13 protein-coding genes are annotated in these 16985 nt (G+C 42.6%); 5 read left to right on the forward strand and 8 right to left on the reverse strand.

Annotated elements, in window-relative coordinates; translation table 11 throughout:
- Nucleotides 1–53: 53 nt before the first annotated feature.
- The 4 genes from GCA01S_RS06505 to GCA01S_RS06520 all read right to left on the reverse strand — a co-directional run bounded on the left by GCA01S_RS06505 (nt 54) and on the right by GCA01S_RS06520 (nt 4338).
- Nucleotides 54–884, reverse strand: coding sequence for a carbohydrate ABC transporter permease (locus tag GCA01S_RS06505; protein WP_042408340.1), 831 nt, complete (start codon nt 882–884; stop codon nt 54–56).
- Nucleotides 871–1749 carry a carbohydrate ABC transporter permease gene (locus GCA01S_RS06510; protein WP_042408343.1) on the reverse strand — a complete coding sequence of 293 codons (879 nt, stop codon included), beginning with the start codon at nt 1747–1749 and terminating at the stop codon, nt 871–873. The genes GCA01S_RS06505 and GCA01S_RS06510 overlap by 14 nt, the downstream gene beginning before the upstream one ends.
- Nucleotides 1750–3084 (reverse strand): extracellular solute-binding protein, encoded by a 1335-nt coding sequence (locus tag GCA01S_RS06515; RefSeq protein ID WP_042408346.1) that lies wholly within the window; start codon nt 3082–3084, stop codon nt 1750–1752.
- A 183-nt stretch (nt 3085–3267) separates the two neighbouring features.
- Nucleotides 3268–4338 (reverse strand): BtaManbiosPhlase, encoded by a 1071-nt coding sequence (locus GCA01S_RS06520; protein ID WP_081804178.1) that lies wholly within the window; start codon nt 4336–4338, stop codon nt 3268–3270.
- Nucleotides 4339–4971: 633 nt separating this feature from the next.
- Here GCA01S_RS06520 and GCA01S_RS06525 point away from each other — a divergent pair.
- Entirely contained in the window at nt 4972–5991 is a 1020-nt protein-coding gene (locus GCA01S_RS06525) for a substrate-binding domain-containing protein (protein WP_042408348.1), read from the forward strand.
- Between the two features lie 299 nt (nt 5992–6290).
- On the opposite strand, the gene GCA01S_RS06530 is transcribed toward GCA01S_RS06525, so the two are convergent.
- The 4 genes from GCA01S_RS06530 to GCA01S_RS06545 form a co-directional block, all read right to left on the reverse strand.
- Complete coding sequence (locus GCA01S_RS06530; protein ID WP_042408353.1) at nt 6291–8120, reverse strand: GmrSD restriction endonuclease domain-containing protein; 1830 nt, start codon at nt 8118–8120, stop codon at nt 6291–6293.
- 344 nt (nt 8121–8464) lie between these two features.
- A complete protein-coding gene (locus GCA01S_RS06535) occupies nt 8465–8944 on the reverse strand; it encodes a macro domain-containing protein (RefSeq protein ID WP_042408356.1) in 480 nt (159 codons plus the stop codon).
- 63 nt (nt 8945–9007) lie between these two features.
- On the reverse strand, nt 9008–9418 hold the full coding sequence (locus GCA01S_RS06540; RefSeq protein ID WP_375781802.1) for a DUF488 domain-containing protein: 411 nt from the start codon (nt 9416–9418) through the stop codon (nt 9008–9010).
- A 265-nt stretch (nt 9419–9683) separates the two neighbouring features.
- A complete protein-coding gene (locus GCA01S_RS06545; protein ID WP_042408359.1) occupies nt 9684–11015 on the reverse strand; it encodes an MFS transporter in 1332 nt (443 codons plus the stop codon).
- 651 nt (nt 11016–11666) lie between these two features.
- On the opposite strand from GCA01S_RS06545, the gene GCA01S_RS06550 reads away from it, so the two are divergent.
- From GCA01S_RS06550 to pdxA, 4 genes are all read left to right on the forward strand, one after another.
- Nucleotides 11667–13442 (forward strand): sigma-54-dependent Fis family transcriptional regulator, encoded by a 1776-nt coding sequence (locus tag GCA01S_RS06550; RefSeq protein ID WP_042408362.1) that lies wholly within the window; start codon nt 11667–11669, stop codon nt 13440–13442.
- 163 nt (nt 13443–13605) lie between these two features.
- Nucleotides 13606–14568, forward strand: a complete 963-nt coding sequence (locus GCA01S_RS06555; RefSeq protein WP_042408364.1) for a 2-keto-3-deoxygluconate permease — start codon at nt 13606–13608, stop codon at nt 14566–14568.
- An 18-nt stretch (nt 14569–14586) separates the two neighbouring features.
- Nucleotides 14587–15888: a four-carbon acid sugar kinase family protein gene (locus GCA01S_RS06560; protein ID WP_042408368.1), complete on the forward strand. Its 1302-nt coding sequence runs from the start codon at nt 14587–14589 to the stop codon at nt 15886–15888.
- Nucleotides 15885–16880, forward strand: a complete 996-nt coding sequence (gene pdxA / locus GCA01S_RS06565; protein ID WP_042408370.1) for a 4-hydroxythreonine-4-phosphate dehydrogenase PdxA — start codon at nt 15885–15887, stop codon at nt 16878–16880. The genes GCA01S_RS06560 and pdxA overlap by 4 nt, the downstream gene beginning before the upstream one ends.
- Nucleotides 16881–16985 lie beyond the last annotated feature (105 nt).

Genomic DNA, 16985 nt, shown 5'->3' on the forward strand with positions numbered 1-16985 from the left:
ATATAAAGAATTTTTTATCGCAGCCCAATCGGCGACGCCGTTTTAGCCAGCCATTACTTCAATACAAACTGCATTCCCTCTTTAAAGTTTTTGCTAAAGATAATGAATAGGATAAGAATTGGCAATGTCAGCAATACCGAAGCCGCATACATTGGCCCCGGATATGCTCCATACGGACCAAACATTTGCGCCAGCAATACGTTTAGCGTCAGCATTTTTTCATTTCTAACCACTAGCATATCCCATAAAAGTTCTACCCATCTTTCCATAAAGAGGAACAGGAATATAATCGTTGTGATGGACTTAGACATTGGCAAAACAATTCTTGTAATGATGGTTAATTGCCCTGCCCCATCCATTTTTGCCGCTTCAATCAGCTCATCAGGTATGCTGCGGAAGAAGTTCGTATACATAAATATTGCCCACAAATTCACAGCCTTTGGCAGGATCATGGCCCAATATGTGTCATACATTCCAGAGTAACGAACAATCAAAAAGAGCGGAATCAATAGGATAATCGCCGGATAAAACATTTGAAACAAAATGACATTGTTGATAAAACGGCTGCCTTTAAACTTTAATTTCGCTAAAGAATAGCCCACTAGAACCGCCGTCACCAGCATGAGCGCAGTAGAAGACAAGGTGACCAGTATGCTGTTAAAAAAGGCGCGCAGCCATGGTCTAGGAACAACATCTTCCCCGCCGGCAAATAACCATTCATACGAACGCAGGGTCAGCTTCGTTGGAATAATTTTACGGTCCACTTGTTCCCATGGGGCTAGAGAGCTTAAAACCATATATATGTAAGGAAACACCATGATGATCAGAACAACAAAAGCCAACACGTATAACAGCATGGTTTTTATTTTTTTACTCCCAACCATGTCTTGCACCCCACTTTTCCAAAACCTTTCTAAACACAAGAATCGACACGAATGTGACCACCGAGTTGATGATCGCTACGGTTGTTCCATACCCAGCATTTAATTTTTGGAATGCTTGATTATAAATTTCCAGCTGCCATGTATGTGTCGAATAATCCGGTCCGCCCCCCGTTAATACGTACGGTTCCGTAAAGATTCCAAACATGAGGCCTACTGCTAAAATGGTGACGGTATAAAATGACGGATACAACATCGGAAGGGTTACGTACCAAAACCTTTTCCATCCCACGGCGCCATCCATTTCAGCTGCTTCATAGACTTCTTTCGGTATGCTTTCTAAACCAGATAAAAACAACAGTGCATAGTAGCCCATGAATTTCCATGCCATCATAAGGGCAATGATCAACGGCGCTAAAATCGGAGAACCTAGCCAATCGATATCCAAGCCCAAATATCGGCGAAGGAAAGCGTTGAACGGGCTGTTATAAGATAATACCCCTTTGACGACAATGGCAGAAGCTACTCCGGATGCCAAATAAGGCAAGAAATATCCTACGGAAAACAATCCTTTCAGCCTAGGCAAAGAATGGATAATCAAAGCCAAAAAGAGAGAACCCGCAATAACAATAGGAACAAACATCAACATAAATTTATAAGTAACCAAAAACGCAGCCCGGACGCTTTCACTAAAAAACGCTTCGATAAAATTTCGCAGTCCAACCATTTCATAATCAGGCGCAATTAAGTTCCAATTGGTAAAAGCCAAATAAACGGCCCATAACAGCGGAAACAGAAAGAAGATGAGCGAATAGATAAGGTATGGGCTGGCCAAAAGCCACCCCAACCTTGCCGTGCTTTTATTCATTTACTTTAACACCCCGTTAATGGCATTTTTCATATCTTTCCAGGCTTTTTCAGCGGTTTTTTGGCCTTTCACAACCGGATTTAATGCTTCTTTGCCGATCAATTCTTGAATGTCTACTACTTTTTCGTTATCCACAGGCGGGATTGCGTTTGGAATATTTTCCGCATATTGTTTTAATTGCGGGTTTGCCGCAAGATAAGACGCAAATGCTTTATTGGTTGATAAATCATCACGCGCAGGCGGTAAATTGGTTTGTTTGAACCAAGCTAAGTCGTTATTGGCGTCTGAATATACCCACTTCACAAAGTCGAATGCTGCTTGCTGTTGTTCTTTCGTGGCAGAAGCATAAATCACCAGACCTTTTGTATCCGCAAATGTTTTGGCGTTTTTCGGATCTACATCATCTGGCACAGGCGGCAAAGATAAGACATAATTTTGATTGAATTTCATTTCTGGGAATTTTTCAGCCCAATACGGAAATGTCCATGGCCCCAGATCGACCATAATGGCTGTCGCATTTTCAAATGGGTCCGTTGCTTTCCTAGTCAACAGCAAATCATTTTTGCTTAAATCATGAAAGAATTGAAGGGTTTTTACACCTGCTTCGTCATCCGCCACAAATTTATTTCCTTTTACGAAGCTATTTCCATTCGAAGCTGCATTATACAACATGAAGAAATCAAACCATCTTGCCCACCAGGTTGGTTGCACTAAATCAGCACGCGCCCATAGAAACTTGTCAGGATATTTTTTCTTTAATTTTTTGCCAAGCTCTATAACCTCACTGTATGTTTTTGGCGGCGCATTATATCCAAGCTCTTTGAGAACGTCCATTCTCCAGCCAAACAACATCGCATTCGAGTAAACCGGCAAGACGTATTGATGGTTATCGGCAAACTTCCATTTTGCAATCGTTTCCTTCATTTGGCGTTTGCTAATTAACTCATCAAAACCTTTAAATTCGTCCAATGGCACAATCGCATGATTCGCTGCTAACTGGGCGGCAAAACCGCGAGAAATATTTTCAGAGATCACAGGCGCATGCCCTGATGCAATGGCGGATTGGATCCCTGCTTCAGAAGAAGGGCTTTCCGGCATTGGCGAAACCTTGATTTTCACGTTTTTATGTTCATTCATATAATTATCGGCCATCTTTTTCCAAAAGGCTTGTTGGGTAGGGTTAGGCGCGGCCCAGAAATCCACTTCCACCACATTGTTTGCCCCACCGCCTTTGTCATTTTTCCCTTCATTTCCATCTTGCCCTTGGCAGCCCGTGCCGACGAGAGCCACGGCAAGCAAAGCGGCGATGAGTTTCGTAACCCCTTTCTTTTTCATGTTTTACTCCTCCTTTATTCAAGCTTAAATGAACCTATACAATAAAAGCATACCAAAATGGGTGATTAGCCTGACCATTAGAATGGTTTCTATACATTTTTGTATTCCGAGTATGCATTTTCACCCCCATCATCCGCCAGATGATATTTTTTCCATAAAAAACGCCGCTATGCTTCATCGCTATTATAAATACGTTAATTTCGACATGATTTCCTGCAGACTAAGTTCTGCGCCGGCCATAGATTCATCGGCCGCACCATAGTAGATTCGAACGGTATCTCCTTCTACAACGACACCGCAAGTAAACACGACATTGCCAAAGAAACCATTTTTTTCATAATCCGCTTCGGGTTCTAAAATAGGCTCTTTTGTTTTGGCGAGAACTTTGGCCGGGTCATGAAGATCCAAGAGCACAGCTCCTAAACAATAGCGGTCATTTTTATCAGCGGCATGATAAATCGCTAACCAGCCTTTATCTGTTTTAAACGGAACCGCGCCTCCGCCAATGCGGCCATTGTCCCAGCCTTCTTCGCTAAGGCCTAACAAATATTGATGATTTCCCCAATAAAGAAGATTGTCTGATTCGGCAATCCAAATTTCGGGCCGGCCAATTCCTTTTGGCACTGGACGATGCAATGCATAGTATTTTCCGTTAATTTTTTCAGGAAAAATGGCCACATCTTTATTTTCCGGGTGAAAAATCAATCCGTGGCGTTCGTAAGTCACAAAATCTTTTGTTGATACAAGCCCTACGCCAATTCCTTCGGCCGACACCGCACTATATTGAATGTAATAGGTATCACCGATCTGCGTCACGCGCGGATCTTCAATCCCCCATGCTTCCCGTTCCGTTCCCGGATAGATGAAAGGGTTCTCATCAATGGTGAAGCGGCGGCCATCTTTGCTGCGGGCAATACGAATATACGACAAAGACGTAAGATAAGCGACTCTGCGATGCGAATCGTTGTAAAGAATCGCACGTGGATCAGAAAAATCAAACCGCGAATCATCTTTACGCAGCTCGACCACTTTCAGTTTTCCTTCTCCGCTTGAAAAATCAATGACAGGAGCTTTGACGATATTCGGATCTTTGCTAATCGGGCGTTCAGCGACGCGAAGCAATAACAGCACTTCGCCATTGTATTGGGCGACCCCGGCGTTAAAAACCCCAATCACTTCATGGTCGCGGTGAAATGGCTTCACATCGTTCGGAGTGATTAACGGATTTTCCAGAAAACGATGGACTCTCACCATAAATAATCTCCTCCAACCTTTTTATTCGTTTATCAACTTATAGTCAATGAAAGAATGGAACGAATCCTCCTGCCGAAGAAATGAAACAAACCAAAAACGAATGACATCGTCTCGCATCTTTGCCTTTGAAAAATCCTATGTTAAATGCGCGCTATTATGAAAACGCTTTAAAATGATGGCGTAAAAAGAGGATGCAGATGCATCAAAATGTTGTAACGTTACATTTTTTATTTGTAAATATGTAATTTTGGTTTTGTAACCTCACAAGAAGATTATTCCATCTTTCATTCTTGTAGTCAATAGCTTTTTTATAAATTACATTACAAAACTTTGAGCTTCCTAAATTTCTATACAAAAATAAAAGCTTGCCTGAACAAAAAAAATATATGTATATTACAAATGTAATGTAAATCATGTAATGTTTGTAATGTTACATAATTCGTATTCATTGGCTGGTTTATTTCTCGTTGAGACCGGGAATCATGTGAAGATGCCGAAAAAACTCCGTTTTGCCATGGATGGAAGGATGGTTTCTTTTCTTTCCAATTTGGTTGATTCTTATTACAATATTAGTTGAAAGCAAATGGAATACTTTGGTTCATGGAATGTTTTATAAGAATAGTAGGTGTGAAGATGAAAAAGAGAGTAACGATGCAAGATATCGCAGATCGATTAAATATATCGAAAAACTCCGTATCACAAGCATTAAGGGGAAAACAGGGAGTCAGCGAGGAAACACGGCAGCTGATCAAGCGTGTTGCTGAGGAAATGGGGTATCAATATCCAGGACCGCGAAAGAAAAAGAAACAAGGAAAAACGGGGAACATTGGATTAATCGCTTCGGATTTAACATTTTCCTTTAAAAATTTTTTTGGAGAAATTTATTTGAGCATCGAAAAAGAAGTAATAAAACGGGGCATGAACTTACACATTCAGTCGGTGAATCAAGAACAAAAAGAACGGCTTATTTTGCCTTCATTTATCGAAAATAAACTGGTAGATGGAATCCTGATTCTCTCTCATATCAGCACGGAATACATTAATAAAGTGATTGCCACCGGCATTCCAACCATACTCGTCGATCACCATCATCCTAATATTCAGGCAGATGCCGTATTAACCAACAATCGCTTTGGCGCCTATCTTGCCGTCCAGCATTTAATCGAACTGAACCACCGGGACATCGCTTTTGTCGGCAATATCGATTATTCGCCAAGCTACGAGGAACGATATGAAGGATACTTGCTTGCCTTGAAAGATTATGGAATTAAACCAAACGAACATTTTATTTTTAAAAACGCGGAAGAAAAAGAAGAAGTCATATTCCAATATATTCGGCAATTAAAAAAACAGCCGACCGCATGGTTTTGCGCCAATGACGGATTGGGATTCCTGGTTAATTCATGCCTGCAGCAACAAGGCATTCAAGTGCCGGACCAAGCGTCGGTGTGCAGCTATGATAATGGACAGCTGTCCAAAATAGCGACCCCAAAAACAACCACTGTTGACATTGACTTGGAGTTATACGGAAGAAGAGCGGTAGAGCTGCTGTTCTGGAGAATGGAGAACAAAAACGAACCGTTCCAAGAAATCCTGCTCTCATCCAAACTGATTAAAAGGGAATCGACCGCATTAGCACCAAAACAATCATAAACCTTCTCCAAAGAAGCCGCATGCAAGAGACTGGCCCGACACATTTGGGATTCCGTTTCTTCTTTATTATTGACAGCCTCCCGCTAAACGCCGTTGCGCGGGAGGCCTTTTCATCGGGGCGGTGACAGCGGAGCGAGTCTTCGAAAGCAGACAAACGATGCCCATGCAATATACCAAAAGGAGCGGAGCATCTTCTTTGATGCTCCGTTCCTTTTAGTCGCCGGCAGATGAAATAATGACTTGAATTTAAGCAGTTGAACAAGGCAGCAACAATAATATAATACTTCCTCCTATAGTCTCTATACTTCTATATCACTGCTTTCCATACCATCTTCTATCTCATCAAGGCTAATAATGTCATCTAGTGTATGATCACGATTTATTTGTTTTCCCATTGCCTTTTCAATTCGGTCAAGCAATGCATTGTATCGAAGATTGAAGAATGTTTCAAAGTCATTCAGTTTCATAGCTTCATAGTTTATAACATGAGAATTCAATATCTCTTTCATTCGCTCTTCTGTTATCCCTGCAGTCTTTTGCAGTCTTTCCAAATATGCGCTCGGAGGCTTTCCGCCAATCATACGATTTGTCTTGGCAGATAAAGGTGTTTTATTTACAATACAATCACATTTTCGGGAGTCAATCCCTCTTTCCTGACAATACGCTCTAGGAAATATATGGTGAATATCAATTCTCTCGTCAAAGTACATTTGCAGATCTATTGTTTCACCACTTCTAAAATCGAGGGCACCCTCACGTAACAAGAGAGCAGATATACCTTTATAAGCAGCACTATTTCTAGTTCTTAGGGTCAACAAGCGACTCGGTGAAAAATTGGCATCTTGTATAGTAGATGGTGTTCCTACGCCATCAATCCAAGCTAGGACTTCTTGTAAATCTCTTGCAAATCTAGTTTCAACTGCACTCCCATACAATTCCCCCAAAACACCACACCAATACCATTGAGCCAACTTAGAGCGGACGCCATCGTTATCTGCGAGATCCCCAAGTACAGAGAAGATTGCTGCCAAAGGTACTAACTGTGTCCGATAAGGTAAATCTCTAGCGGAAAATATCTTTTGAGAATAGAGAAACTTTGCTGCCTTCTCAAATCCTTGTGTTGCAACTTCAGCCCAAGTTTGGTAATCACTTAATGGCAAACGGAGAACATCTTTACGTTTACAACTAACCGCAACATCGGGATTTTGTTTTTTTCTTGAGTATGTAGCTAGCAGTGTAACAGTTTGTAAAAAGTCAGTATTTTCGACTGACTCAAGAACTTTGAACTTGCGAATTCGCTTGAGACGTGAACTCCAATCCTGCCTTAAGTTAAAATCTTCTGCCGCATAAGTGGCTGTAAGAAGTTCAAAAGCAGTAAGCGATACCCCTCCAGTATTAACTTTTTCAAAGACTTGGCAAACTGCTTCTTTTGGATTTTCTTTCCTCAGCAGGATAAGAGGCACTTGATATTGTTGGAACCGTTGTATGACTTGTTGCAGCAGCTCGTTCCATTTGCTCATCCTTTCCCGCATCGCATTGGCATCGATTTGAAAATAGTGCATTTGCCAATTGGTAAGTGCAGAAAAGTCAAAGACAAGTGATAGTGGCAGTAATTCAGCCTTACATTCCTTCTCTATCGTCGAGTAATCCTCAATGATTTCTCCTCTAAAATTACGAATTTTTTTATCCTCAGGAAGAGATACAATAGCTTCCTCCCTGTCAATTGTTGGGTCTAAAGCTTTGTTTATATCCAAATAATACCACCTTTTTATTTCTTTTCCTCTTGAGTCCCTTGTAACAACAGGTTGCTCGGAAAACAGTGATTGAAATAAAGATGTGAGCCTTTGTTGGCCATCCAGTATCAGTCTTTCTGGTTCGGGAGGATTTTGGAGAATTACGCCTTCTACCAATCTCGGTTTAAATCGGACTTCATCATTGCCGGTTTGCAACATCATAACCGCGCCAATAGGATATGATAAAGAAATACTTGCCAATAAGCTCTTGATATGCTCATCGTCCCAGACCCATCCCCGTTGGAAATCGGGAAGCTGCGTCTTGCCTTCTTTAATGCTTTTTAACAAATCAAGCAACGACTCTTTTGTGCTATCAAAAGTTGTTACCGAGTTCACTGTCTACACCGCCTTACAATTATAAATGGTTTTTTCGAAAATTATAAAGCTATCTATTAGCTGTCTCTCGCCAAAAGATGTACTTAAATCGGGTGATGACACAGGCACCGAGTTCTTATGAATCTCCGCTCCTATGTCCCACAAAACTTCGAGGCATGCTAGGCGTGCTACAGAAAATAAAAAGGAACCGATAAGCCATACCTACAAAAAGAAGAACCTATAAAAGTTATTTAATTGAAATTTGAAACAGTAAAAAGGGCCTTAGCAAGAGAAAGTGTAAAGGTCATTGCGCATCACTTCGATATGCACTGCGATCAGTCATCGTCAGATGAAACATTGCCGCTTCAAGCGAACAATGCGATAAAATCTTGATCGATATCGGCAACGATAAACTCAATGTCTTTCACCGGCTCCAACACTTCTTTGAAAATGGCGGCGACTTTTGCTTTATCCAAATTTCCTACCCCTGTTCCCAACGCGGGAAGGGCCACCTTGTCAATGCCTTGCTTTCGGCAATAAGCGACTAAATTGTGTAAACATGTTCGCACCACATCATAAGACGTCGGTCCTGCCGGCTGTTTCATCGTCACAAGATGAATGATTCCTTGAAACGGAAGCGTTCCCGCATGGGTGACATAAAGATCGCCTGGCATTGGATTTTGCTCCTTACAAACTTTGATCGCTTCGGTCTCAATCTCTTTGCCGCCGGCTTTGCGAATCGCCGCCGCCACTCCTCCTCCCATCGGACCGATTCCGTTTGCCGCGTTGCAAATGTACGAAACGCCTTGCAGTTTCGTAATGTCTCCATGTACGGCTTTGATCATAACCATTCCTCCTTCCTATGTCGTCCGTAGTGACAGGCATCGCGCCCATCCAGCCCTCTCCCCTTATCCGTCAGCGTTGGCTATCAAAAAGCTTCGCAGCACAACGGCATGATTGCATTCTTGATCCTTCGCCCCGTAAAGGAGGGTTACTTTTTCTTTTTTTGCCATCGCCATCAGTTCCCTGACCAGCATTTGTTTTTGTTCCTCCGTTTCCAGCTCCGTCACATAACGCTTTGAAAATTCTTGAAACCGCTCCCGTTTATGGCCAAACCATTTTCTAAGTTCGGTGCTTGGGGCAATCTCTTTCATCCACAGATCAATTTTTGCTTCCGTTTTCGAGATGCCTCTTGGCCAAATCCGGTCAATCAAAATTCGTTTTCCATCTTTTGAATCATACGGTTCATAAATTCGTTTTAAACCATAATCTCCGGCCATTCCACCCACTCCCTCTTCAAACCCTCTTAAAATTATCATAGCGCATCTTTCCCAAAACAAAAAGGGAAGCAATCTCTCTGTTTGACCGGATCGCATTCCGGTAAATACAAAATGTTCAATCAATATATCTAACAAATCCAGCAGAAAAATAGCCGGACTTGTGAGAGGAGGAACACCCTCTCCCGTCCGACGCTCGCTCTCATTCCCATAGCTGAAAGCTAAAGGTTTTCTCGTTTGCATTCTATAAAGTATCCATTTAGCCGCCGACTGGCTGCCAAGAAACAGGCACCCATAAAATCTTCCATCAGCTCTCTGGCTCGGCAGGCGCCTGCGGCTTTACCTTCCGCAAAAAGAAAATGCCAAGGAGCACCATCACCAAAAGCGTCCCCATCGCCAACCGATTGGCAATGTTTCCATATGAATGAAAAACGAGGGTAATGCTTCCGTAAATCGCCGGACCGACGATGGCCGACACTTTTCCGGAAAACGCGAACAGCCCGAAAAATTGCCCTTGCTTGTCTTGCGGCGAAAGTTCGACAATATACGTTCTCGAAGTGACCCACATCGCTCCTAAACTGACGCCGAACAAACTTCCGGCGATCCAAAAAGACAGCTTGGAAAAAGCAAGCGCCCCTATCGCCAGAGCGACGCACATCAGGATGCCGACATACAAAACCGCTTTTTTTGCCCCTTTGCTTCTCGTAATATAGCCAAACAAAAAGGAACCGATAATGCTAGAAACAGTGGAAACTAAATATAAAAGGATAAATTCCCCCGCCGTAAACCCGGCAATGGCCTTGGCATAAACGGACATGATGGCGATCGTCGTCGCCACCGCATCATTCAAAAAGAAATAAGCAATCATGAAAGTAAAAATGTTTTGATACTTTTTCATTTCTTTCAACGTCGCATAAATATCCCGATAGCCCGCAAAAAATCCGGCCTTTCGCTTGAGCAGAGCGGCTTCTTCTTTGACAAAGAAAAAAAGCGGCAAAGAAAAGAGGAGAAACAAAAGGGCGCTTGGAATAAAAGCACGGTAGTAATCCTTTTCGCCAACAAACGGATACACGGCAAGCCCGACAAGCGTTCCAACATACCCGACGGCAACGCCAAAACCGGAGATGAGTGGAATTTCCTGTTTATTCCCCAAACTGGAAATCATGGAATCGTAAAACACGAGGCTCGAATGGTAAAAAAACTTGGCTGCGACAAATAAAAGCACGGTGATGACAAAAGACGCCGGCAATCCAAACATGAAATCCGCACGGTTCGAATATCCGGCAACGCCCATAAGCAACGTCGCCGCAACCGAAAGAGACGTAAAGATCCCAAGCCATTTCTTTCTTCTCCCAGTCCGGTCAATCCATGTGCCGTATAAAGGAGAAAATACGACTAAAAAGAAAGAGGCCAACGCATTCGCATACGAAATAAATGTACTGGCTATCTGGTTCAAGCTCTCGCTTTTTCCCACCGTTTCCGAAACATAAAGCGGGAAAAAAATCGTATTCACATTCGAAGAAAAAATCGTATTCGCAAAATCATACAATGCCCACGATAAAACCGGCAAAGAAACATACAGTTTCCAGCCCGGCCGCCTCTTTGTTTCAAAAGACAAGGCTTCTCCTATCTTTTCCACCGCGCTTCCCCCATTCTTTCGGTTATGGAACGGTCGGCAAACCGCCTATTCTAATATATTAGGTTACTTCACATATTTGGTGATTTTGTTTAATTGATGTAAATAAATTTTTATCTTTTTTTACGAAAGAACTCCTTCTCCAACTTTCGAAAAACGACGTTTGTATTTTTTGAATATACATAATATTTTAAAAAATTATCACATATTTGTGTATCATCATCGTTTTCCGCTAATGAATGGTGGGAGATCCAGCCGGCAATTGCCTCATCACATATATACATCCCTATTCATCAAAAGAAACCGCCAAACGCTCGATAGAAAACACCCGCAACCACCGCCTTTGGTTAGCCAAATCGAGTAGGAAAGGGTGACTAACTCTCGGCCTCTTAACACTACCTTGATATACGGCGGTTCCATTCAGTTTGATGAGGCGCGTCGGGGCGGCCGGGCGGCCACATACTTCAATGACTTCTTTGACGGAATAGCCTTCGACAAGGGACAGGCGCTTATACATTAGAGCTGTTGAACTCTGATTCTCTTGCTTAACCTTATACTGTCTACTTTTCCGACCGCAATGCACAGGCACCAAACCCAAAAGTGGGCTATAATGAATGGTAGTGAAATACAAAACGAGATGGGTGATTGATAAACATGAAAATAAAAACATTATTTATTGCTCCCTACCCTGGCTTAAAAGAATTAGCCTTAACTCTTGCCAAAGAGCAACAGTCACTGGACATTACAGTGGTACAAGGAGATTTGCAAGAGGCTATTCCTATTGTGAAACAATATGAAAAAAAAGGTTACGATATCATTATCAGCCGTGGCGGCACCGCACAGCTACTGCGCCAACATACATCGTTGCCAATCATTGAAATAAAAGTATCAGGCTACGACATATTACGTATATTGACATTAGTCAAAGACTATAGCGCACACCCCCGTATTATTGGATTCCCTAACATATGTCAAGGATTTGTTTCTGTATCCAATCTTTTAGGTGTCCATATTCCTTATACCATTATCCATGATCAAGAAGAGGTAGCTGAGGCAGTCCAACAAGCTAAAGCCGACGGCGCCCAGACTATTATCGGAGACACGATCACCTGCAAGACGGCAGAAGCATACGGACTTCAGAGTATATTAATCACCTCAGGCAAGGAATCCGTCCTTGAGGCATTTGAACAAGCAAAACAAACATATCAAATCATGAAAAATGCGGCGAAACAGGTAAATTTATATAAACAATTACTACAGAAAACAAAAATCCCTATAGCTATTTATAACGAAAATGGCTCCATCCAGTTTGTCAGTTCATCCTTTCAAAAAATATTGGCATTTATGAAAAACAATTCAGATGAATCGTCCATTTATGCGTATTTTCCGTTTCTCGACAATGCGTACAAACAATTATGCCAAGAAATAGAACCTATTGAAATACAGTATACTTACGCAATCAATGATGAATGGGTGCAATTGCGGCAAGGATATCTGAAAACTGATCAAAACGAAAGCCAATATTATTTGCGTTTTTCCGAAAAAGAAGATAATCAGGAAGAATACGGCCTATCGGTTACCGCCATGCGGCCCATTATGACGTCATTTTCACAGATTGTTGGAAATAGCCAACCTATTCAGATGGTTATTCATCAAGCGGAAAAAGCTGCGATGCATAATGAACCATTAGCGTTATACGGAGAAAAGGGGACTGGAAAAAAAACACTAGCTGGGATTATTCATTGTGAGAGCAAGCAAAAAGACGAGTTTTTATTGCTCGTCCGCATCCTCGCAGATTATCGCGAGATTATTGACCATCTCAAACCCATTTTAGCTCATTCGGAAAAAGGGACATGTGTCTTACAAGGAGTCGAACATCTGCGATTAGAACATCAAGATGATGTAGCCCAACTGATTCATGAGACAAAAACACGTACTATTTTTTTATTTGAGGACAGCCCAATTAATTTATTACGACAAAAAAAATTATCCCCTCACCTTTTTAAACAATTTAAACAAAACCAAATTCGGTTACCATCCTTAAAAGAATATATGGAAGATTTAGATGAATATGTTCGAAAGTTTATTGCGCAATATAACGTCAAATATGGAAAGCAAATCGTAGGTGTACACGAAGAGACGCTAAAGTGGCTGTATAACCGCAATTGGCAAGGCAACTTACAAGAATTAAGCCACGTGATCGAACAAGCCATTCAGGTTGCCAATCACGAGTATATCAGTAAAGAAGATTTAAACAACATTTTTAAAAATATAGAACCAGGTTATTCATTAATTGATTTAAATAAACCGTTGGCCGAGATCGAAAAGGACATTATTTGGAAAGTACTTCAAGAAGAGGAAATGAATCAGACAAAGGCAGCAAAAAGATTAGGAATTAACAGAAGTACACTATGGAGGAAACTGAAATAATGTTGCATTATGCAACATTATTTCAGTTTTTTTATTATAAATCAAAAATACTGTTGATAAATAAAACATAATTAAATAAAATAAAAAATGTAAGCGATTTCTATATTCAGATTTTATAAAATTGTTTCATTTTTAAACATGAGTGTAAGGGGGAGAAGAAAAAATGAAAATCAAGGCAACGTTGGATCGTATCCCAGGCGGAATGATGATCGTTCCACTAATTTTGGGGGCAATCATCAACACATTGTTTCCGACCGCATCGAAGACATTCGGTTCGTTCACAGGTGCACTACTGACAGGAGCGTTACCAATCCTCGCTGTATTCTATGTGTGCATGGGGGCAACGATTGATTTTAAAGCCACTCCGTACATCCTTAAAAAAGGAGGCGTGTTACTCCTCAGCAAAGTAGGCATCGCAGCAATAATCGGGATCATTGCCGCCCGCTTCCTTGGGGAAGGGATGATCAGCGGAGGGGTGTTTGCAGGTTTGTCAGTGTTGGCGATCGTAGCAGCCATGAACGACACAAACGGCGGGTTGTACATGGCGTTGATGGGACAGTTTGGTAGAAAAGAGGACGTCGCAGCTTATTCGATCATGAGTTTGGAATCGGGACCGTTCTTTACGATGGTAACACTTGGGGTAGCAGGGCTTTCCGCGTTTCCTTGGCAAACGTTGGTAGGAGCGATTTTGCCGTTGGTAATCGGAATGATCCTTGGCAATTTGGATCGGGAGTTACGCGAATTTCTCGGTCGCGCAGTGCCAGTGTTAGTTCCATTTTTTGCGTTCGCACTAGGGGCTGGGCTGAACTTGCAGAACGTGTGGAAAGCGGGGCTCGCAGGAATTTTGCTAGGAATCACGGTCGTGCTCGTAACAGGTACGGTGCTTTGGATAGTTGACCGGTTGACCGGCGGCAATGGGGTAGCCGGACTGGCGGCCGCTTCGACAGCAGGCAATGCGGCGGGTGTCCCTGCGGCAGTTGCGGCAGCCAACTCTGCGTATGCTCCGGTAGCTCCTGCAGCCACTGCATTGGTCGCTTCCTGTGTCATCGTCACCGCCATCTTGGTGCCAATCGTCACTGCTTGGTGGGCAAAACGAGTCGGGGCAGGCGACCAGGCAACCGTTTGATGTACGGAGGGAGACAAGATGAACAAACTAGCAATTATTGCCGATGACTTGACCGGTGCTTCCGATTCCGGGGTACAATTCGCCAGAAAGGGGCTTGTCACGCAGGTCTTGTTTGATCTGACCGGACTGTCCGGCAAGCGGGAAGCAGAGGTAATCGTGGTTGACACCGATAGCCGAGCGCTTCCCGCTCTTGATGCATACCGACAGGTACAGGATGCAGCGAAAACATTACAAGAAATGGGTTTTAACCACCTGTACAAAAAAATCGATTCCACCCTCAGGGGAAATATAGGAGCGGAAATCGATGCCATTTATGATACAATAAAACCGACATTTATGATTATTGCACCGGGTTATCCTAAAAACGGGAGAACCATTTATAAAGGGTATCATTTTTTACACGATACATTGCTACATGAGACAGAATTATCACGAGATCCGAAATGTCCGATAAAAGAATCTTATGTTCCCAGTTTAATTGCCAAGCAGACGAAGCGCCCCATAGGGCTGATTGACTATCAAACACTTCGTCTCGGATTTGACAAAGTCAAAGAACAGCTCGATCATTATCGGGCAAACGGTATTCCTTACATCGTCTTTGACTCCTTAAGCGAGGAAGATTTACAGCGCATCGTCCGATACGTGTGCCGTATCAATGAAAAAGTCGTATGGGTCGGGTCGGCAGGTCTTGCCAATTATCTTCCCGAAGCATATCACCTGCAAAAATCAAAAAAAGCGACCATGATTGAGCCAAGCGAGCGGCCCATCCTGCTAGTCGTAGGCAGTGTGAGCCAAGTATCCCGCAAACAGCTCGATCGTGCCCTTTCTTTAAAAAACGTGAAAGGAATACAGATAGATTCCGTAAAACTCGTAAGCGATAACCAGTCCCGTTATGAGGAAATGGAAAAGGCCCTTCACCAGGCAGAAAACTGGGCAAAACAAGGATACCATATTGCCCTCTATTCCTCTGCTTCACCAAATGAAATAAAACAGGCGCAGGAAATAGGCGAAGCGAAGGGATTAGGCGCAATAGAAATAAGCAATTTCATCGCTCAAAATTTAGGAGAGGTTGCTTCTACATTGATCAACAAGGGCTATTTTAGAGGGATGATATTAACAGGCGGCGATACTGCGAAACACGTATGCAATAAAGTTGGGGCTACGGGTTTTGAATTGCTAGACGAAGTGGAAACAGGAGTGCCAATAGCGAAATTAATTCATGACTCAGGGATGTATGTAGTGACAAAAGCGGGAGCCTTTGGTTCGGAAAATACATTTATTCAAGCCATTCACCAATTACAAGGAGTAGATGTCAAATGAAACCTGTTATCGGAATAACGATGGGAGACGCTGCCGGTATAGGACCGGAGATTATTGTCAAAGCTCTCCAAAACACCTCCATCTATGAACAGTGCAACCCTTTAGTCATAGGGGATGCAAAAATATTAGAACGGGCAGCTCGAATTACGAATTCTAGACTGACCATTAACCCTATTTCAGACATAAAGGAAGCAACTTACCAATACGGTACGATTGATTGCATCGATTTAGACTTGCTTCCTGCCGATTTGCCTTTTGGCCAAGTATCAGCGGCTGCCGGAGATGCTGCATTCCAATTCTTAAAACGCGCAATCGAATTAGCGAAAAACGGGGATATTCAGGCAATTTGTACAGCTCCTTTAAATAAAGAAGCACTACACAAAGGCGGACATCTATACCCAGGACACACAGAAATTTTGGCCGATTTAACAGGCACTAAAGATTATGCAATGATGTTATCTTCCCCAAAACTTAAAGTCATTCATATTACCACCCATGTCGGGTTAATTAAAGCGATTGAAATGATTAATCCTGAACGAACCTACAAAGTCATTAAACTGGCTCACGAAACGTTGACAAGAGCGGGAAAAGAAAATCCAAGCATCGCCGTGTGCGGCATTAATCCTCATGCTGGAGAAAACGGACTGTTTGGCAATGGAGAGGAAGAGGAAAAGCTCATTCCTGGCATCCTTAAAGCCCAATTAGAAGGAATCAATGTAACTGGACCGTACCCGGCAGATACGTTATTTTACCGTGCGGTACGCGGAGATTTTGATATTGTTGTAGCTTGCTACCATGACCAAGGGCACGCCCCTATTAAAGTGTTAGGATTAGAAGCCGGAGTAAACATTACCGTCGGCCTCAAAGGCGGCATCATCCGCACATCTGTCGATCATGGAACAGCCTTTGATATCGCCGGGAAAAATTTAGCAGACGAACGAAGCATGATTGAAGCCATTCGCGTGGCTGTTGAACTGGCTCCGAAAGTTTGAATATAACGCCGTTTTTCGGCAAGTCCCTGTTCTTTTACCAATGTCATGTTTTCAAAGCCAAATGCCTGAGGAGACTGCGCACCGATCCGAAAAACATAAGACTAT

It is taken from the genome of Parageobacillus caldoxylosilyticus NBRC 107762, assembly GCF_000632715.1.
Lineage (GTDB): Bacteria > Bacillota > Bacilli > Bacillales > Anoxybacillaceae > Saccharococcus > Saccharococcus caldoxylosilyticus.

Excerpts from the sequence above, each read along its gene's own strand:
- GCA01S_RS06505 (WP_042408340.1), bottom strand. The coding sequence starts at position 884 with ATGGTTGGGAGTAAAAAAATAAAAACCATGCTGTTATACGTGTTGGCT.
- GCA01S_RS06510 (WP_042408343.1), bottom strand. The coding sequence starts at position 1,749 with ATGAATAAAAGCACGGCAAGGTTGGGGTGGCTTTTGGCCAGCCCATAC.
- GCA01S_RS06525 (WP_042408348.1), top strand. The coding sequence starts at position 4,972 with ATGAAAAAGAGAGTAACGATGCAAGATATCGCAGATCGATTAAATATA.
- GCA01S_RS06555 (WP_042408364.1), top strand. The coding sequence starts at position 13,606 with ATGAAAATCAAGGCAACGTTGGATCGTATCCCAGGCGGAATGATGATC.
- GCA01S_RS06520 (WP_081804178.1), bottom strand. The coding sequence starts at position 4,338 with ATGGTGAGAGTCCATCGTTTTCTGGAAAATCCGTTAATCACTCCGAAC.
- GCA01S_RS06515 (WP_042408346.1), bottom strand. The coding sequence starts at position 3,084 with ATGAAAAAGAAAGGGGTTACGAAACTCATCGCCGCTTTGCTTGCCGTG.
- GCA01S_RS06540 (WP_375781802.1), bottom strand. The coding sequence starts at position 9,418 with ATGATAATTTTAAGAGGGTTTGAAGAGGGAGTGGGTGGAATGGCCGGA.
- GCA01S_RS06535 (WP_042408356.1), bottom strand. The coding sequence starts at position 8,944 with ATGATCAAAGCCGTACATGGAGACATTACGAAACTGCAAGGCGTTTCG.
- GCA01S_RS06550 (WP_042408362.1), top strand. The coding sequence starts at position 11,667 with ATGAAAATAAAAACATTATTTATTGCTCCCTACCCTGGCTTAAAAGAA.
- GCA01S_RS06560 (WP_042408368.1), top strand. The coding sequence starts at position 14,587 with ATGAACAAACTAGCAATTATTGCCGATGACTTGACCGGTGCTTCCGAT.
- pdxA (WP_042408370.1), top strand. The coding sequence starts at position 15,885 with ATGAAACCTGTTATCGGAATAACGATGGGAGACGCTGCCGGTATAGGA.